Source organism: Rhizobium leguminosarum bv. viciae, assembly GCF_012276115.1.
GTDB classification, from domain to species: domain Bacteria; phylum Pseudomonadota; class Alphaproteobacteria; order Rhizobiales; family Rhizobiaceae; genus Rhizobium; species Rhizobium leguminosarum_T.
Map to the genome: position 1 here is coordinate 99,513 of NZ_WIEU01000005.1, position 16,650 is coordinate 116,162.

General features: G+C 61.7%; 19 protein-coding genes. 3 read left to right on the top strand and 16 right to left on the bottom strand.

Going from position 1 to position 16,650, the window contains the following annotated elements; all coding sequences use genetic code 11:
* Positions 1 to 83 precede the first annotated feature (83 nt).
* The 4 genes from GFM02_RS11495 to GFM02_RS11510 all read right to left on the bottom strand — a co-directional run bounded on the left by GFM02_RS11495 (position 84) and on the right by GFM02_RS11510 (position 2,110).
* Positions 84 to 836 carry a hypothetical protein gene (locus GFM02_RS11495; RefSeq protein ID WP_168321742.1) on the bottom strand — a complete coding sequence of 251 codons (753 nt, stop codon included), beginning with the start codon at positions 834 to 836 and terminating at the stop codon, positions 84 to 86.
* An 18-nt stretch (positions 837 to 854) separates the two neighbouring features.
* Positions 855 to 1,112, bottom strand: coding sequence for a hypothetical protein (locus GFM02_RS11500; protein ID WP_003546972.1), 258 nt, complete (start codon positions 1,110 to 1,112; stop codon positions 855 to 857).
* Between the two features lie 103 nt (positions 1,113 to 1,215).
* Positions 1,216 to 1,659 carry a TIGR02301 family protein gene (locus GFM02_RS11505; RefSeq protein WP_168321743.1) on the bottom strand — a complete coding sequence of 148 codons (444 nt, stop codon included), beginning with the start codon at positions 1,657 to 1,659 and terminating at the stop codon, positions 1,216 to 1,218.
* Between the two features lie 34 nt (positions 1,660 to 1,693).
* Entirely contained in the window at positions 1,694 to 2,110 is a 417-nt protein-coding gene (locus GFM02_RS11510; protein ID WP_168321744.1) for an NUDIX hydrolase, read from the bottom strand.
* Positions 2,111 to 2,182: 72 nt separating this feature from the next.
* On the opposite strand from GFM02_RS11510, the gene GFM02_RS11515 reads away from it, so the two are divergent.
* Both GFM02_RS11515 and GFM02_RS11520 read left to right on the top strand, forming a co-directional pair.
* Entirely contained in the window at positions 2,183 to 2,503 is a 321-nt protein-coding gene (locus GFM02_RS11515) for a YnfA family protein (RefSeq protein ID WP_065279458.1), read from the top strand.
* A gap of 41 nt (positions 2,504 to 2,544) precedes the next feature.
* A complete protein-coding gene (locus GFM02_RS11520) occupies positions 2,545 to 3,309 on the top strand; it encodes an SOS response-associated peptidase (RefSeq protein ID WP_168321745.1) in 765 nt (254 codons plus the stop codon).
* Positions 3,310 to 3,533: 224 nt separating this feature from the next.
* On the opposite strand, the gene GFM02_RS11525 is transcribed toward GFM02_RS11520, so the two are convergent.
* From GFM02_RS11525 to GFM02_RS11545, 5 genes are all read right to left on the bottom strand, one after another.
* Positions 3,534 to 3,680: a hypothetical protein gene (locus tag GFM02_RS11525; RefSeq protein WP_017959783.1), complete on the bottom strand. Its 147-nt coding sequence runs from the start codon at positions 3,678 to 3,680 to the stop codon at positions 3,534 to 3,536.
* A gap of 428 nt (positions 3,681 to 4,108) precedes the next feature.
* A complete protein-coding gene (gene pssA / locus GFM02_RS11530; RefSeq protein ID WP_168284141.1) occupies positions 4,109 to 4,954 on the bottom strand; it encodes a CDP-diacylglycerol--serine O-phosphatidyltransferase in 846 nt (281 codons plus the stop codon).
* A 74-nt stretch (positions 4,955 to 5,028) separates the two neighbouring features.
* Entirely contained in the window at positions 5,029 to 5,964 is a 936-nt protein-coding gene (locus GFM02_RS11535) for a phosphatidylserine decarboxylase (RefSeq protein WP_348643962.1), read from the bottom strand.
* On the bottom strand, positions 5,862 to 7,739 hold the full coding sequence (locus tag GFM02_RS11540) for an ABCB family ABC transporter ATP-binding protein/permease (RefSeq protein ID WP_168321746.1): 1,878 nt from the start codon (positions 7,737 to 7,739) through the stop codon (positions 5,862 to 5,864). The genes GFM02_RS11535 and GFM02_RS11540 overlap by 103 nt, the downstream gene beginning before the upstream one ends.
* A gap of 212 nt (positions 7,740 to 7,951) precedes the next feature.
* Positions 7,952 to 9,988 carry a LysM peptidoglycan-binding domain-containing protein gene (locus GFM02_RS11545; protein ID WP_168321747.1) on the bottom strand — a complete coding sequence of 679 codons (2,037 nt, stop codon included), beginning with the start codon at positions 9,986 to 9,988 and terminating at the stop codon, positions 7,952 to 7,954.
* A gap of 154 nt (positions 9,989 to 10,142) precedes the next feature.
* Here GFM02_RS11545 and GFM02_RS11550 point away from each other — a divergent pair, with 154 nt between their 5' ends.
* Positions 10,143 to 10,766, top strand: coding sequence for a TIGR00730 family Rossman fold protein (locus GFM02_RS11550; protein WP_020049334.1), 624 nt, complete (start codon positions 10,143 to 10,145; stop codon positions 10,764 to 10,766).
* A gap of 11 nt (positions 10,767 to 10,777) precedes the next feature.
* Here GFM02_RS11550 and rarD read toward each other — a convergent pair whose 3' ends face one another.
* The 7 genes from rarD to GFM02_RS11585 all read right to left on the bottom strand — a co-directional run bounded on the left by rarD (position 10,778) and on the right by GFM02_RS11585 (position 16,455).
* The gene (gene rarD / locus GFM02_RS11555) at positions 10,778 to 11,689 is read right to left on the bottom strand and encodes an EamA family transporter RarD (protein ID WP_026265122.1); all 912 of its coding nucleotides are present in this window, start codon (positions 11,687 to 11,689) and stop codon (positions 10,778 to 10,780) included.
* Between the two features lie 211 nt (positions 11,690 to 11,900).
* Complete coding sequence (gene cimA / locus GFM02_RS11560) at positions 11,901 to 13,514, bottom strand: citramalate synthase (protein WP_168321748.1); 1,614 nt, start codon at positions 13,512 to 13,514, stop codon at positions 11,901 to 11,903.
* Positions 13,515 to 13,696: 182 nt separating this feature from the next.
* Positions 13,697 to 14,659: a prolyl aminopeptidase gene (pip, locus tag GFM02_RS11565; RefSeq protein ID WP_168321749.1), complete on the bottom strand. Its 963-nt coding sequence runs from the start codon at positions 14,657 to 14,659 to the stop codon at positions 13,697 to 13,699.
* Entirely contained in the window at positions 14,656 to 15,132 is a 477-nt protein-coding gene (locus GFM02_RS11570) for a GFA family protein (protein ID WP_020049338.1), read from the bottom strand. The genes pip and GFM02_RS11570 overlap by 4 nt, the downstream gene beginning before the upstream one ends.
* Complete coding sequence (locus GFM02_RS11575) at positions 15,129 to 15,617, bottom strand: GFA family protein (RefSeq protein WP_168321750.1); 489 nt, start codon at positions 15,615 to 15,617, stop codon at positions 15,129 to 15,131. Before GFM02_RS11575 ends, GFM02_RS11570 begins: the two co-directional genes overlap by 4 nt.
* Positions 15,614 to 16,090 (bottom strand): GFA family protein, encoded by a 477-nt coding sequence (locus tag GFM02_RS11580; RefSeq protein WP_168321751.1) that lies wholly within the window; start codon positions 16,088 to 16,090, stop codon positions 15,614 to 15,616. Before GFM02_RS11580 ends, GFM02_RS11575 begins: the two co-directional genes overlap by 4 nt.
* Positions 16,087 to 16,455, bottom strand: a complete 369-nt coding sequence (locus tag GFM02_RS11585; RefSeq protein ID WP_168321752.1) for an endonuclease domain-containing protein — start codon at positions 16,453 to 16,455, stop codon at positions 16,087 to 16,089. The genes GFM02_RS11580 and GFM02_RS11585 overlap by 4 nt, the downstream gene beginning before the upstream one ends.
* Positions 16,456 to 16,650 lie beyond the last annotated feature (195 nt).

Consider the following 16,650-nt stretch of genomic DNA (forward strand, 5'->3'; position numbering starts at 1 on the left):
GTTGGTCATCGCTCAGAGGTATGTCTTCATGAGGTGGATCGCAAGCGCCATGCGAAACGTGAAAAGTGCAGGCGAGACGGGCATCAATCGCCCGCTGTGAAGAATTTCCATTTACCCTCAGGCGTAATGCCGAGGCGATAGAAATTATATCCGCCGAATTCCTGCATGTCGGAGAGATCGCCGGCCGTGACGATGCGCAGCAGTTCGACGCGCTCCGGCGGTGTCAGCGACTTCAGGTCCTTCTCGGCAAAATAGGGCCAGACATACATGTCGTCGGGCGTGCCCTGGCCGAGATGCACGAAGCCGGTCGAGATGATGTCGAGCATGATGGCAAGGATCTCGTCGCCGTCAGGGTCGCCCGACAGATCCTTCAGCGTGCCGATCGGATCGTCGGTCGGTTCGCCCACAGTCACCTGCGTCTGGTCGGCGCCGGTGCCCATCAGCGGCCGCAGCCGCTCGAGATCGCCGGAGGCGGCCGCCTCGACGATCTGCTCGCGCATCTTGCGAACCGGCTCTGGCACCTTGCTGATGTCGTAGATCACCTCGGTGGACTCGGACTTGTCCTGAGCGCCCGGCGTCTTGTCGACGCCCTGATTGTTCTGGCTGTTGACCAGTGGATCGGCCATGGGAACACCGGGAGTGGCCCCGCCCTGCGGCTGGCTCTGTCCCTGAGCGCTCCCCTGTGCGGGCGTCTCGTTGGCCGCCTGGCCGGGGATCTTGTGCAGTTCGGAAAGCGCGTAGGCTGCCGGCGCAAGGACACTGCCGGCGGCGAGGCTGAACGCAAGCAGCACCGGCGCGAGCGAAATTCGCGAAACTTTCTCTTTACCGGTGTGCATCAAACTCTCTGATAACAATTATTGCAGGGTGCGGTTCGCCGAGAATTCGCCGGCAAGCATGCGCTCACGCAGCGAATCCAGCAGGGCTTCGGCGCTCTTTTCCCCATGCAATCTGATCGTCTCGCGCAGCGCATGTGCAATGGCAGCATCAGCGATGATTTCAGGCTCGATCCCGTCGGCCATGCCGTCGGCCCAAGCCTCGTTCTGGTACTCCAGAGCTGCCTGCATCTTTTCGTGGACGATCATGTCGTCGATGTCGTTGAGGCTTGCTTCCATTGTCTTTTCCTCAGAACTTCTCATGTCTTACTGCACAGTTAACAACACTAACAGCCTTTTCCCAAAACGACACGTCCGCTTGCGAAAACAGGTTAATTAAACGTCAATTTCCAAAGCGCGAGGTAATTTCTGTGGCAAGTGTTGCACCTTCGTTACGGTAGCGCTCTTCTGCCACGATGGCCGCCGGGGTGCAATCCGTATAGACCGAGGCGAAGGCGCGATAGCCGCGATTGAAAGCTGCTGTCAGCTTTTCCTTGCGCTGCGGCTCGTTGCCGGTCTCCGAATCGAGCAGCTGCTGCATGCCGTTTCGCCAATCGTCGCCGCCCGCCGCCTTGCAGAGCGTTCTCAGATAATGCACCGAGCCCAGCACCTCGGCGAACCGCGCCAGCTTGTCGTCATAGGGCACGCTCACGATCGGCGGTGCAATCTCCTCCTCCTGTGGAGGCGGCGTATTCTTGCCCTGCGCCATCGTGGGGCCGGCAAGAACGAGCAGGGACAGAAAAACGCGTCGAACGGGAATCATGCTCGCAGTTGATACGCTCAGCATGACGGCAACAAGGCGTGGTTCAAAGTTTCCACGTCTATTCGCCGCCCGCCAGCCGCTCCGCGCATTCGAGCACGCTCTGCGGCACGGGCAATTGCCGGATTTCCTCCACCGTGTACCAGCCGAGGGCTGCCGCATCGTCGGCGGCTTCCGCCACGGCATCCCGATCCGCATCGACGCGAAAGACCGACAGCAGGAAATGGCTCTTGACGCTGCCGTCGGCCGCATGCGTCTTCAGGTCGTGGGTCGAAAACAGCCGCGGATTACGTGCCGAAATGCCGGTCTCTTCATGGAGTTCGCGCAATGCCGTTTGCTCCGGCGTTTCGCCGAGCTCGGCCCGCCCGCCGGGAAAGGCATACATGTCAGCGGAAGGCGGATTGCGCCGCAACACGAGGAGGAATCGTCCGTCGCGTTCGAGAATGGCGGAGGAGGCGGCTTTGGCGGTGGAGATCATCCGAGGCTACTCTTGCTGTGATGACCCATCTTATCGGAGGAATAGTGCGACGGGGATTCGAAAGGTGCTTCCGTGACCTACATCATCTACGCCTTTGCCGCAGTCTTCGAGATCGCCGGCTGCTTCGCCTTCTGGGCATGGCTGAAGCTCGAAAAATCCATCTGGTGGCTGGCGCCGGGCATGATCTCCCTGGCGCTTTTCGCCTGGCTTCTGACGTTGGTGCCGAGCGAGGCCGCCGGCCGCACCTTCGCAGCCTATGGCGGCATCTACATCCTCGCTTCGCTGCTCTGGCTGTGGCTGGTCGAAGCCCGCGTGCCGGATCGTTACGATATCGGCGGTGCGCTGATCTGCCTTGTCGGCGCCAGCCTCATCCTCTTCGCGCCGAGAGGCTGAGGCGTCTTGACCGGATACGAGCCGGGTGTAAAGACAGGCCGATGTGTGGACGTTTCGCCCTGACAGTCTCCAGCGTCGACCTGAGCGACGTCTTCTCCGGTCTCGATCTCGACGATTTTCCGGCGCGCTACAACATCGCGCCGACGCAGCCGATCCTCGTCGTCATATCAGGCGAGGGCAGGGAGCAGGGCAGCAACTTGGCCGACCGGCGCGCCGTGCTCGTGCGCTGGGGCCTCACGCCGGGCTGGGTCAAGGATCCGAGAGATTTCCCGCTGCTGATCAACGCGCGCTCCGAAACCGCAATCGGCAAGGCCTCTTTTCGCGCCGCCATGCGTCATCGCCGCGTGCTCATTCCGGCCTCCGGTTTCTATGAATGGCATCGCCCGTCGAAAGAAAGCGGTGAGCGGCCGCAGGCCTACTGGATCAGGCCGCGCCAAGGCGGGGTCATTGCCTTTGCCGGGCTGATGGAGACATGGTCTTCTGCCGACGGTTCCGAGGTCGATACCGGCGCGATCCTGACAACATCGGCCAATTCAGCCATATCGGCGATCCACGATCGCATGCCCGTCGTCATCAAACCCGAGGATTTCACGCGCTGGCTCGATTGCAAGACGCAGGAACCGCGCGAGGTGGTCGACCTGATGCAGCCGGTTCAGGATGATTTCTTCGAAGCCGTACCGGTCTCCGACAAGGTCAACAAGGTTGCCAATATGGGTCCCGACCTGCAGGAGCCGGTCGTCATCGAAAAGCCGTTGAAGGCGCCGGAGAAGCAAAAGCCTGACGACGGCCAACTCAGCTTCTTCTGAACACCATCCGCCGCACCAGCAGGGCCGTCGGCGATCTATCAGCGCCGACGTGTCACATAGACGGCGGCGATGCATCGCTTCGTCCATCAGGTTTTTCGGGTTGTGCTTGTGCCGCCAGAGCGTTGTCAGGAGATTCCGGCGATCGCCTCGTCATTCACTTCGTCAGCGGTGCCTGACGGATGTAACCCGAGAGCATGCATGGCTCCAATTTGAAGCCTTCCGCTTCAAGCGGACTTTTTGACGCTGGTCGGCTTATGCTTCGCCATCAGCGATGCTGCGGCAACAGCCTTCAGGCCTACGGGGCGATAGTTGGCGGCGAGGTCTGGCTTGGCCGCTTGCTGTTCGCCGGTACTGCTCGTCTTCGAAGTCACGATACTCTCCCTACGTGGTTCTTCCCTGGGCATTTTATAGTCCGATGTTTCGTCACGAATAGCGACAAAATGGGGGCGTCGCTCATCAGGATTTGTAAACGCGCACCATAATTCGCGAGGCTTAACTGAAGCCTACGTTGGTTAATACTTACTGAAGAGAGCCGTTCCAATAAAAGTGCGAAAGCGGTCTTCTCGGGAAAATGCGGAACAGCCGGATAAGCGCACGCTTTTTCTCCGGGGAAAACGTATGCTTTTCCCGAGATCCCTCAGAACGAAGGGAGAGAAGCATTTCCGTCATTTAAAGCATGTCGCGCAAAAGTGTGCAGCAGTTTTGCGAAAACGACATGCGTAAAAACAAAGAGCTAAAGCGCGAGGGCGAATCTGAAAGATCGCGACGCGCTTTGGAGAAATCCGGAAATGCTCGGTGATCAGATGTGCCGGCCGATATCGTCATCGCCGACGCCCGGTTCCTCGATCGTCAGCGTCCCGTATTTCCGCCGCCATTTCCGCGCGCCGAAGGGAAGCGATATGAGGTAGGCGGCAACGGTGAAGACCATCACCTCCCATGTGTAGCTCATCAGCAGAGCCACATAGAGCACGACACCGAGCATCATCGGCAGCACGAGATCGCGCCGCAAGCGGTTGCCTTCCGATTTGCCCGACCAGACCGGCAGCCGGCTGATCAGCAGGAAGGCGATGAGCACGGTGTAGATCGACGAGAGATAGGCGAAGGTGCGGTCCGTCGCCAGCCCGAGGAAGCCGAGATAGACCGGCAGCAGCACCAGCATGGCGCCGGCCGGCGCCGGCACGCCGACGAAATATTCCGATTGCCAGCTCGCCTTGTTCTCGCGTTCGGCCATGACATTGAACCGGGCAAGGCGAAGCCCGGCGGCGATCGCATAGATCAGGGCGGCGATCCAGCCGAGCGAACGCGCCTGGTCGAGCGCGAAGACATAAACGACGAGGGCGGGTGCGACGCCGAAATTGACGATGTCGGCAAGCGAATCCATCTGCGCACCGAACTTCGAGGTCGCCTTCATCAGCCGCGCCACGCGCCCGTCGATACCGTCGAGGAAGGCGGCGAGCAGCACCATGGCGACGGCGAGCTCGTAACGATTCTCGAAAGCCAGCCGGATGCCGGTCAGCCCGGCGCAGATTGCCAGAATGGTGATGAGGTTCGGAAAGACGAGCCGGAGCGGGATTTCGCGCAGACGTGGGCCGCGGGCGGAATCATCCGGCCCATTGGGCTCGAAAGGCGGAAAAGGCGTTTCCATATCGCGTTCCAATCGTTCCTAAAGCAATTCCAGCAAAACTGCGCAGCGGTCACTTCCGCGAAAGCTGAACCGCTTTAACTGCGGCGGCTGATGACGGGACCCTTGGCGGAGGCGAATTCGGCGATGACGGTTTCTCCCGCAACCGCCGTCTGGCCGAGCGAGACGCGTGGCGCAGCACCGGCAGGCAGGAACACGTCGAGCCGCGAGCCGAAACGGATCAGTCCGAAGCGCTCGCCGGCATCCACCGGCTCGTTGGGGTTTGCCCAGCAGAGGATGCGCCGTGCGACGAGGCCGGCGATCTGCACGACGCCGATCTGGCCGTGGCCGGTTTCGATCACCAGCCCGTTGCGCTCATTGTCTTCGCTCGCCTTGTCGAGCTCGGCGTTGACGAAGCTGCCCGAGCGGTAGTTGATGCTGACGATGCGCCCGCGCATCGGCGCCCGGTTCACATGGCAATTGAAGACGTTCATGAAGACGGAGATGCGCAGCATCGGCTCGGAGCCAAGGTTGAGCTCGGCCGGCGGGGTCACCATCTGGATCGCCGAGACCTTGCCATCGGCGGGAGAGATCACCAGGTCGTCGTCCTGCGGGGTCACGCGCTCCGGATCACGGAAGAAATAAGCGCACCAGAGCGTGAAGATCATGCCGATCCAGAAGAGCGGCTTGAATATCCAGCCCAGGACCAGCGACGCGACGAAGAAGGCGGCAACGAAGGGATAACCCTCCTTGTGCACGGGGACGATCGTGTTGCGAACCGTGTTGAACAGGCTCATGGCTGCCGGTCTCCTTGCGTTTTCATTTTTGCTGGTTAGCGAAAAACCGTCTCTGGGGCAATGCTGTGGCCTCGGCCCTGGTTCCCGCGCCGCGGTTCTAAACAACAAAAGCCGGCCGGCGTCGGTTTCCCTTGTCAGCTTGCCGGAGCAAGCCGCGTAATCACGCCGAGGTCGTCGCTTTCGCGCACCTGCTTCAGATGTTCCTCCGCCTGTGTCGCCTCGCGCTGGCGGTTCCACATCGAAGCATAAAGGCCGTTCCTTTCGAGGAGGGCGGCATGTGTTCCGCGCTCGGCGATCTCGCCGCTTTTGAGCACGATGATTTCATCGGCGCTGATGACAGTCGAAAGCCGGTGGGCGATAACAAGCGTCGTGCGGTTCTTCGAAACCAGGTCGAGTGCCTCCTGGATTTCCCGCTCCGTTGTCGTGTCGAGCGCCGATGTCGCCTCGTCGAGGATCAGGATCGGTGGCGCCTTGAGGATGGTGCGGGCGATCGCCACCCGCTGCTTCTCGCCGCCCGAAAGCTTTAGCCCGCGCTCGCCGACCTTGGTTTCGAAGCCCTCGGGCAGCGTTTCGATGAAATGCGCGATCTGCGCCACCTCGGCGGCGGCAAAGACCTCGCCGTCGCTGGCCGATGTGCGGCCATAGCGGATGTTGTAGGCGACCGTGTCGTTGAAGAGCACGGTATCCTGCGGCACCATGCCGATCACCGAGCGCAGGCTCTTCTGCGTCACCGTGCGGATATCCTGACCGTCGACGGTGATTGCGCCGCTCTGGATATCGTAGAAACGATAGAGCAGGCGCGACAGCGTCGATTTGCCCGCACCCGACGGGCCGACGACGGCGACCGTCTTACCGGCCGGCACCTCGAAGGAAATACCCTTCAGGATCGGACGGGCCGCATCATAGGCGAAGTGAACGTCCTTGAAGGAGATCGCGCCGTGGCCGATCCGAAGTTCGGTCGCATCAGGCGCGTCTTTGACTTCGGTCTGCACCTCAAGCAAATCGAACATCTGCTCGATATCGGTCAGCCCCTGGCGGATTTCGCGGTAGACGAAGCCGATGAAGTTGAGCGGTACGGAAAGCTGCAGCAGCATCGAATTGACGAAGACGAAATCGCCGACCGTCTGCTCGCCGCGCTGCACGGCCAGCGCCGACAGCACCAGCATGATAGTCGTGCCGATGCCGAAGATGACGCCCTGGCCGAAGTTCAGCCAGCCGAGCGAGGTCCAGACATCGGTTGCCGCCTTCTCGTAGCGTTCCATCGATTTGTCGAAACGCTTTGCCTCCATCTCCTCATTGCCAAAATACTTGACGGTCTCGAAATTGAGGAGAGAGTCGATCGCTTTCGTGTTGGCGTCGGTATCGCTGTCGTTCATCGACCGGCGGATGGCGATGCGCCAGTCGGATGCGCGGATCGTGAACCAGATATAGGCCCAGACGGTAAAGGCGGTAACGGCGAGATAGGAGAAGCCGTAGCCCCACCAGAAGATCACCGCCGTCAGCACGAATTCGATGACGGTCGGGACCGAATTGAGGATCGTGAAGCGCACGATCGTCTCGATACCCTTGGTACCGCGCTCGATGATGCGCGACAGCCCGCCGGTCTTGCGCTCGAGATGGAAGCGCAGCGACAGCTCGTGCATGTGCACGAAGGTCCTGTAGGCGAGCTGGCGCACCGCATGTTGTCCGACGCTGGCAAAGAGCGCGTCGCGCAGCTGGTTGAGGCCGAGCTGGATCAGCCGGGTGATGTTATAGGCAATCACCAGCGCGATGGCGCCGGCCAGCAGCGGTGGCACTGAGCCGGCAAGATCCATCCTGCCGTTCAGCGCATCGGTCGACCATTTGAAGAAATAGGGAACGAGCAGCAGTACGAATTTGGAGATCAGCAGGTAGACCGAAGCCCAGACGACGCGCATTTTCAGGTCGGGCCGGCCGGCCGGCCACATATAGGGCCAAAGGTTGAGAAGCGTCTGCGGCAGGTTGGATTCCGAGACTGTCTTGCCGTTTGCCATGCTTGTCTCCAGCCCGGATGAGCTTGCCGCGATTGCGGCGATTCGATGGCGGCAGGAGCGCGGAACCGGGACCTACCTGAAAGCGCTTCCCATATCCCGCAGCCGCCACCGCCAGATAGGGTGCCGGGCGGACGAATACAACAATTGCTGGCGTAAGGAAACGACGAGGCCGGGCGCTTATCCCGCCCGGCCGCGTCGCGTTGTTTTGCAGCTTAGAGATGCTGGCCGGACATGCGCTTGCGGTGCAGCTCTTCGGCATTCGGCAGGACATCCTTCGGCAGGCCGAAAATCTGGCCAGGGCGGATGCGATCGGGATTGATGATCTTGTCCTCGTTGGCGATGTAGATCGTCGTGTAACGAACGCCGAGGCCATAGGTGCGGCGCGAGATCTGCCACAGCGTGTCGCCGCGGCGAATGATGACCGCCGCATTGTTTGCCGTCAGCGGCGCCTGTTCGATCGTCTTCGGCTGGTTGCTTCCGACATCGTTTGCAGATGGCGTTGCCGGCGCGGGTGCAGCGGTGAGTTCGGCGATCATCCCGCCCAGTTTTTCGAGTGCGGCGCCGACGGACTTCGCATCCCCAGGCAGGCCCTGCAGCAGCTTCAGCGCATTGCTGGCGACCTGCGACGCCGAGCCGGACGTTAGCCTGAAGGCATCGGGCGCATCGGCCGCCGGGCGGAAGTCGGCGACCGAGCGCAGCGCGAATTCCGTTGCCGAGCGCGCCGCCGCAAGCTGTTCGGCGCCGGGCAGCTTGCCATCGGCAAACAGCCCCTTCAGCAGGCCGAAGGCCTTGCCAACTTCGGCTTTGAGTTTGCCGAGTTCGCCTTCGTCGAGCGGCACCATCGAGGAAGCGCCGTTGGTGTCGGCGGGGACCGATTGCGCGGCGACCCTCACCTGATCGCCGGCCGGGCGATTGAAATTCACCGCCGCGCGCACGATGACCTTGCCTGTGGGATCAACGACATCGACGCGGATCTTATGGTCGCCGACCGAGAGCGCCACCACACCGTCGATGACGAAATGGCCGTCGGAGCCGGCTGTGTCCTGGCCGACGAGGCTGTCGTCGGCATAACCGATGACCTTGGCATTGGCGCGTGTCGTGCCGGCAATGAAGATCTTGTTGCCTTCGATCTCGACGGCGTTGACCATCACGTCGGGCACATTCGTCTTATCCGGTGCTGCGGTGCCGGGAATGGCCGGTGCCGTATCAGCGCTACCGGAGGGGGTATCGGTGAGGTTCGGCGTCTGCAGCGCCAGCTCGCCGGTTGGTGCAGGCGTAGCCGAGCTTTCGCCGGTTGCCGGCTTGTCCGCAGGCGGCGCCATCGGATTGGAGGCATCGGCAACTTCGGTTCCGGCCTTCGGCGCGGTGATGATGCGGCTCGCCGCGCCGGGTTTGGAAACCATGGCGAGCAGATTGGCACCATTGCCGTCCTTCGGCACGGAAATGGTCGCGACTTCTTCGGAAAGCGTGCTCTTGCCGTCCTTGCCCGTGAACTTGAGCACGAGCTGGTGGTCGCCGGCCGGAAGCGGATCGTCGAGAACGGCAGCAAAATCGCCGCTCGCATCGACATTGGCCGTCGTCACCACCTTCTCGCCGTCGAGCACCTCGAGCTTGCCGTTCGGTTCGGCGGAACCGGCAATCACCGTCGATCCGTCGGGCTCGACGCGCAATACGTCGAAGGCCGGAAGCTTCGGGCCGGTATTTTCCGCTGCCGTATTCGCCCCAGGGGCGGTCTCCGGCGCACCGGTCAGCGCAACCTCGGCCTTGGCGATCGCGGCAAGCGCATCGGCGATGTTCTCGGGCAGCGACCGGACGATGGCGAGTGCGTTCGCGCCACCGACCTTGGCCTTGGCGGCAAAGGTCTGGGTCGCGGGATCGAGGCCCTCGGGAATGGTGAAATCGGCAAGCGCGGTCAGCGCGTTCACGGCCTTGGTCTTGGCGGCAGTGAAGACATCGATGGCCGGACCTTTGCCGTCGGCAAACAGCGCCTTGAGCTCGCTGAGCGATACGCCGGCATCGGCCGAAAGGCGACCGACCTGGTCGGCGACCGCTGCCGCGTCGCCCACGGCGGAGCGCGATGTCTTTGCCGCCTCGTTAACCGTGTTCTTGACCTCCGTGCTCGCCTGGTTGATGGCATCGCCGACCTTGGTTGCATCGCCGCCGATGCGCGGCATGACGACAAACACCATCAGTAGGATTGCGATTGCGAGGACTGCAAGAGCCAGCAAGCCGGCACGGTTCTTCATCATTATGTCTCCCAGAGCGGCAATTTGCCGTAGTAACCAAAATTGCTAGCGATTCCCGTTGCTTTTCACAAGCATTCAAAGCAATTCGGCAAGCTAGGCACGCTGCTTTTCAGTCAATTTTCTTGACTGCATTGAAATGGAATAGTTGTTTGCCTCTATGACCGAACAATCTGTATCGATTCGATCCATCTGCGTTTACTGCGGCTCCAGGCCGGGAGGCGATCCTTCCCACATGGCGGCCGGGCGTGCTCTCGGAAGAGAGATCGCCGAATACGGCCTGCGCCTCGTCTATGGCGGGGGGACCAAAGGCATCATGGGCGCGGTTGCCAGCGGCGTGCTTTCAGGCGGCGGTCAGGTCACGGGCATTATCCCCGAATTCCTGATCGATATGGAAGCGACTCGCCACTCGCTCGGTCAGCTCAACGAACTCATTGTAACCCCTGACATGCATGCGCGCAAACACACCATGTTCGAGCGCTCCGATGCCTTCGTCGCGCTGCCCGGCGGCATCGGTACGCTGGAGGAGATCGTCGAGATCATGACCTGGGCGCAGCTCGGCCGCCACGAGAAGCCGATGGTCTTTGCCAACGTCAACGGTTTCTGGGATCCGATGATGGAACTGATGCGCCATATGACCGAAGAAGGCTTCCTGCACACCGCGCACCGGGTGCAACCACTCGTCGTCGACGAGATCTCCGGCATCATTCCGGCGATCATGGCCCAGGCAGCCCAGCTCGCCGCCGACCGTGACGGCGAGGACGAGGTGATTTCGAAGATGTAGGTCTGTTGCCTTTAGCGCCCCCGGCTTCCCTTCAGCATCGACCAGCTATAGAGGAACAGCCCCGCCCAGATCAGCGGGAAGGCGATCATGCGCGCCGTGCCGAATGGCTCGTGGAAGACGAAGACCGCGATCAGGAAGATCATCGTCGGCGCGATATACTGCATGATGCCGATCGTTGAGAGTTTCAAGAGCTTGGCGCCGTTTGCATAGATCATCAGCGGCACGGCGGTGATGACGCCGCAACCGAGCAGCAGGGTCGTATCTGCAAGACCGGTGCGGTAGAGGTGACCCTGGCCGCCGAATTCGAGATAGAGGATGTAGAGGAGGGCCGGCCCGCTGAGGATCAGCACTTCGAGGAAGAATCCCTGGTTCGGCCCGAGCGGCAGCGTCTTGCGCAACAGGGCGTAAAAACCCCAGCTGACCGCCAGCGTCAGCGCCACCCACGGGATGCCGCCGCTGTCCAGTGCGAGAATGGCGACGGCAAGCGCCGCAAGCGCGATCGCCGCGATCTGCAGCGGCTGCAGCTTTTCCTTCAGGAACACCGCGCCGAGGAAGATGCTGAACAGCGGATTGATGAAATAACCGAGTGCTGCATCGAGCGAATGGCCGGCGCCGATCGCCCAGACATAGGTGCCCCAGTTGACGGTGATCAGCGACGCGGTCAGCGCCGCCATCGCCAGCATGCGCGGCGACCTGAGTGCTGCGCGGATGTCCTGCGTGCGCCCGAGCACGATTAGCACGATTCCCGCCAGCGGCAGCGACCAGACGATGCGATGGGCGATCACCTCGGCCGGCGAGATATGCGCCACCGCCTTCATATAGATCGGGAGGAAGCCCCAGAGCAGATAGGCCGTCAGCGCGAAGGCGAACCCGCGCGGACTGTCTTCGTTCTTGGCCAACGGAACGGATGCATCGGTCGACATCGGTGTTTCCATCTTTGTTCTTCTTCTGATCCGGCCTAGCTTAAGCGCCGTGAATAGGCCAATTCATTTCGTTGAATGAAGGGTGAGAGGATTTGAAGCGGGAGACGACGCGATGATCCGGCTCCCTGCGCTGGAAGCCGGAGTCCGAAGGAAGCGAATAATATTCGGGCGAGGGCTGGGACCGACCCCGTCGCCGAGCCGCGGAACAGGTTTATTCCGCCGCGATCTTGCCCGCCAGCTGCCGGTTCTTCATCAGCTTGTAGATGACCGAATCCATCAGCGCCTGGAACGAAGCGTCGATGATGTTCTCCGAGACGCCGACCGTCCACCAGCGTACACCGTCGCTGTCGGTGGATTCGATCAGCACGCGGGTGATTGCCTCCGTGCCGCCATTGAGGATACGGACCTTGAAATCGGCGAGCACCAGATCGTCGATCTCGTGCTGGTACTTGCCGAAATCCTTGCGCAGCGCGAGGTCGAGTGCGTTGACCGGGCCTTCGGCATCGGCAACCGACATCAGCGTCTGGCCGTCGATGGTGATCTTGACCACCGCCTCCGAGACGATCTTCACACGGCCAAGACTGTCGAAGCGGCGCTCTATCATCACGCGGAAGCCTTCGATGGTGAAGAATTCCGGGATCGTGCCGAGCGTGCGGCGCGCCAGCAGCTCGAAGCTCGCATCCGCGCCCTCATAAGCATAGCCGATGGATTCACGTTCCTTGACGATCGAGATCAGCAGGTCGAGCTTCGGATCGTCCTTGGCGACCTCGATGCCGCGCCGTTTCAGCGCATTGATGAAGTTCGCCTTGCCGCCCTGGTCGGAGACCATGACCTTGCGGAAGTTGCCGACGGTTTCCGGCGGCACGTGTTCATAGGTCCGCGGATCCTTGAGCAGCGCCGATGCATGAATGCCGGCCTTGGTGGCAAAGGCGGAAGCGCCGACATAGGGCATCTGGTGGTCGGGCGAGCGGTTGAGCAGCTCGTCGAAGGCATGCGAGAGCCGGGTGAGGTTGAGCAGCCGCTCCTCGTCGATCGTCGTTTCGAAACGTGTGTTGTAGGCGTTCTTCAGCGCCAGCGTCGGGATCAGTGTCACCAGATTGGCATTGCCGCAGCGCTCGCCGATACCGTTGAGCGTGCCCTGGATCTGCCGGACGCCGGCGTCGACCGCGGCAAGCGAATTGGCGACCGCCTGGCCGGTGTCGTTATGCGCATGGATGCCAAGACAGTGGCCGGGAACGCCTGAGGCGATCACCGCCTCGACGATGGCGCGCACCTCGGGCGGCTGCGTGCCGCCATTGGTGTCGCAGAGCACGACCCAGCGGGCGCCGCTCTCATAGGCCGTCTTGGCGCAGGCGAGCGCATAGGCCGGATTGGCCTTGAAGCCGTCGAAGAAATGCTCGCAATCGACGATCGCCTCCTTGCCCGCGCCAACCGCCGCCTTGACGCTTTCGGCGATGCATTCGAGGTTTTCCTCGTTGGTGCAGCCGAGCGCCACCGCGACGTGATAATCCCAGCTCTTGGCGACGAAACAGATGGCGTCGGATTTTGCCTGCAGCAGCCCGGCAATGCCGGGATCGTTGGAGACCGAAACGCCCGCCCGCTTCGTCATCCCAAAGGCGACGAAACTGGCCTGGCTGGTGCGCTTCTCGCTGAAAAAAGCGGTATCCGTCGGGTTGGCGCCGGGATATCCGCCCTCGACGTAATCGATGCCGAATTCGTCCAGCATGGCGGCGATCGCAATCTTGTCCTCGACGGAAAAATCGATGCCGGGCGTCTGCTGCCCGTCCCGGAGCGTCGTGTCGAAGAGATAGATGCGTTCTTTCATGTCGTTTCCTCCCGCTAGGCGGGTTGTTATGAAGTGCGGATGCTGCCCCTCATCCGGCTGCCGCCACCTTCTCCCCGTTATGACGGGGAGAAGGAACATGCCGCACCGTATCGCGGAGCACGTCCCCTCTCCCCGCAGGCGGGGAGAGGGTTAGCGTGAGGGGCTGCCCCCAATGCCAACGATCAGTCTTGCTTCCCGGCAAACTTATCCGTCGCCCGGATCAGCTGATCGAGAATCCCCGGCTCGGAATAGGCATGGCCCGCGCCCTCTATCAGGTGGAACTCTGCCTTCGGCCAGGCCTTGTGCAGCAGCCAGGCATATTTGGCCGGGCAGGGCATGTCGTAGCGTCCATGTACGATGACGCCCGGAATATCCCTGAGCCTGCCGGCATCGCGGATCAACTGTCCCTCGTCCATCCAGCCGGCATGGACGAAGAAATGGTTTTCGATGCGCGCAAATGCATAAGCGAATTCCGGCTCCTCGAACTTGCCGCTCGTCGACGGTTCCGGCAGCAGCGTAATCGTTTCGCCTTCCCAGATGCTCCAGGCCTGCGCGGCCGCGAGGCGCACGTTCCTGTCCTCATGCGTCAGGCGACGATGATAGGCATGCATCATCTCATGCCGCTCTTCCCTAGGAATGGGAGCGATGAACCGCTCCCACTTGTCAGGGAACATTTCCGAGACGCCGAATTGGTAGTACCAGTCGAGCTCGGCCTTGGTCAGCGTATAGATGCCGCGCAGGATAAGCTCGGACACGTGCTCCGGATGCGTCTCGGCATAGGCGAGCGCCAGCGTCGAGCCCCAGGAGCCGCCGAACACCTGCCAGCTGTCGACGCCAACCATCTTGCGCAGCCGCTCGATATCGGCGACGAGGTGCCAGGTCGTGTTGGCATGGAGTTCGGCATGCGGCGTCGATCTGCCGCAACCGCGCTGGTCGAACAGCATGACGTCGTAGAGAGTGGGATCGAAAAGCCGGCGGTGGGCGGGCGAGATGCCGCCGCCCGGACCGCCATGCAGGAAGACGGCAGGCTTGGCGCCGGGCGTTCCAGAGCGCTCCCAATAGATCACATGGCCGTCGCCGACATCGAGATGGCCGGAAGCGTAGGGTTCGATTTCGGGATAGAGGGTGCGCAACATCTCGGTCATATCTTCACGCCTTTTGCGGGCCACACTTCGGTGTCGTGGTCGGGATGCTGGAAGGAGATGATCGCCTCCTGCCGTGCGTAGAAATCCTGATCCTTCAGCACCGGCGCCTCGAAAATCGTCTCCACCCAGGGCAGGCGGGCCTCGTAATTGACCTGGATCAGCGGAGCGAGATCGCTGCGGTCGTCGAAAGTGCCAATCGCAAGTTCCAGCCCGCCGGGATGACGATAGGTCATCGGCGTGCCGCAATTGCTGCAGAAGCCGCGTTCGATATTGACCGAGGACTGAAAATAGCTCGGCTCGCCGCGCGTCCATTCCATTCCTTCCTCAGGCGCGGTAACGAGCGCCGAGAAGAAACCGCCGAACTGCTTCTGACACATGCGGCAATGGCAGATCGAGGGTCGCCCCAATCTGCCTGATATGCGGAAGCGCACAGCGCCGCACTGGCATCCGCCTGTTTTTATCGTGTCCGTCATGAGCTTTCTCCGAAGGGCCAGCTTTTCGTGTCGTGGTCGGGGTGCTGATGGTTGCTTGCCGCGATCGCATTCTCGCGGTCGGATGTTTCAGGTTCTGGTTCCTGCGGCAGGCCGTCAAGCGCGTGAAACCAGGACATCCTGCGGCCGGTGTTCGATTGCATCACCGGCTTGACCGCATCGGGATCGTCGAGCGAGCCGAGCGTGAGGTTGATCGAGTCCGCTTCGGGAATGTCGTAGAACAGCGGCGTGCCGCAATCGCCGCAGAAACCGCGCCGCACCAGATCCGAGGACTGAAACCATTTCGGGGCGCCGCGAGTGAAGGTAAAATCGCTGCGCATCACGCCTGCAAGCGGCATGAAATAATTGCCCGCCGCCTTCTGGCACATGCGGCAATGGCAAAGATGGGGATAGCCGAGTTCGCCTTTGGCGTGGTAACGCACCGCCCCGCACTGGCACCCGCCGCTTCTGTCTGATTCCGCCGTCATCCGAGCTCCTTCGGTGGCCATGCCTGCGTCTCATGATCGGGATGCTGGTAGGAGACGAGCTCGAGCAGGAAGGGGGCAGCCTGCGCGTCCTCCTCCGTCCGGTGCCCCGGCAATTCGTGCAGATGATCGACGAAACCGATCTTGCCTTCGATACCGAATTGCACCACCGGCGGAAACGCCGAAGGATCGTCAAACGCGCCCGCGGCAATCGCCATTCCATCCGGCGCCTCATAGGTGAGCGGCGTGCCGCAATCGCCGCAGAAGCCGCGCTCGACGAAATTGGAAGAGCGGAATTTTTTTCGCTTGCCGCGTGTCCATTCGAAATCGGCGCCGCGCACCGAGACCAGCGGCGCATAATAAGCACCGAACGCCTTCTGGCACATACGGCAATGACAGATCGACGAATCCTTGATGTCGCCGCTGACCCGGAAACGGATCGCTCCGCATTGGCAGCCGCCGGTATAGGTGGTCATGGCAGGTCCTTTCCGATGATGCGGATGATGTGGCTGCACACGTTGTCGATATCTCGGAGGATATCATCGTTCCAGAAGCGCAGAACGGTCCAGCCGTCCGCGTGGAGACGTTGAGTCCTGAAGTCATCGTAGGAGACGTTCGGGGCCAGGGCCTGCTGCGAGCCGTCTATCTCGACGATAAGGCGATGGGTGGGGCATGCGAAATCAACGATATAACCGGCGATCGGCATTTGTCGGCGGAAGCTCAGGCCCATCAGGCGATGGGCGCGGAGCTCGTTCCAAAGTTTCAATTCCGCATCGGTCAGAGCTTTGCGCATGCGCCGGGCGTTCGCTCGCCGTTGGGGCGGAACTGGTGTATGCGGCATGGCTTGCCTCTCGCTATGACGTGACGGGGCTGCGGCGGCACCCCCCTCTGCCCTGCCGGGCATCTCCCCCACAAGGGGGGAGATCGGATGGGAGCGGCCTCTCGCCCAAGTCAAACACCTCAGATGGCCGAAGCCAATTAGCGCGCGGTCGATATCTTGGGAAGCCGGCGCGTCTTGCCGATCTCCCCCCTTGTG

What these genes read in the sequence shown, in the direction of transcription:
- GFM02_RS11520 (WP_168321745.1), top strand. Translation starts at nt 2,545, where the DNA reads ATGTGTGGACGTTTCGCCCTGACAGTCTCCAGCGTCGACCTGAGCGAC.
- GFM02_RS11550 (WP_020049334.1), top strand. Translation starts at nt 10,143, where the DNA reads ATGACCGAACAATCTGTATCGATTCGATCCATCTGCGTTTACTGCGGC.
- GFM02_RS11505 (WP_168321743.1), bottom strand. Translation starts at nt 1,659, where the DNA reads ATGCTGAGCGTATCAACTGCGAGCATGATTCCCGTTCGACGCGTTTTT.
- GFM02_RS11570 (WP_020049338.1), bottom strand. Translation starts at nt 15,132, where the DNA reads ATGACGGACACGATAAAAACAGGCGGATGCCAGTGCGGCGCTGTGCGC.
- pip (WP_168321749.1), bottom strand. Translation starts at nt 14,659, where the DNA reads ATGACCGAGATGTTGCGCACCCTCTATCCCGAAATCGAACCCTACGCT.
- cimA (WP_168321748.1), bottom strand. Translation starts at nt 13,514, where the DNA reads ATGAAAGAACGCATCTATCTCTTCGACACGACGCTCCGGGACGGGCAG.
- GFM02_RS11540 (WP_168321746.1), bottom strand. Translation starts at nt 7,739, where the DNA reads ATGGCAAACGGCAAGACAGTCTCGGAATCCAACCTGCCGCAGACGCTT.
- GFM02_RS11575 (WP_168321750.1), bottom strand. Translation starts at nt 15,617, where the DNA reads ATGACGGCGGAATCAGACAGAAGCGGCGGGTGCCAGTGCGGGGCGGTG.
- GFM02_RS11585 (WP_168321752.1), bottom strand. Translation starts at nt 16,455, where the DNA reads ATGCCGCATACACCAGTTCCGCCCCAACGGCGAGCGAACGCCCGGCGC.
- GFM02_RS11495 (WP_168321742.1), bottom strand. Translation starts at nt 836, where the DNA reads ATGCACACCGGTAAAGAGAAAGTTTCGCGAATTTCGCTCGCGCCGGTG.
- GFM02_RS11545 (WP_168321747.1), bottom strand. Translation starts at nt 9,988, where the DNA reads ATGATGAAGAACCGTGCCGGCTTGCTGGCTCTTGCAGTCCTCGCAATC.
- rarD (WP_026265122.1), bottom strand. Translation starts at nt 11,689, where the DNA reads ATGTCGACCGATGCATCCGTTCCGTTGGCCAAGAACGAAGACAGTCCG.
- pssA (WP_168284141.1), bottom strand. Translation starts at nt 4,954, where the DNA reads ATGGAAACGCCTTTTCCGCCTTTCGAGCCCAATGGGCCGGATGATTCC.
- GFM02_RS11510 (WP_168321744.1), bottom strand. Translation starts at nt 2,110, where the DNA reads ATGATCTCCACCGCCAAAGCCGCCTCCTCCGCCATTCTCGAACGCGAC.
- GFM02_RS11500 (WP_003546972.1), bottom strand. Translation starts at nt 1,112, where the DNA reads ATGGAAGCAAGCCTCAACGACATCGACGACATGATCGTCCACGAAAAG.
- GFM02_RS11580 (WP_168321751.1), bottom strand. Translation starts at nt 16,090, where the DNA reads ATGACCACCTATACCGGCGGCTGCCAATGCGGAGCGATCCGTTTCCGG.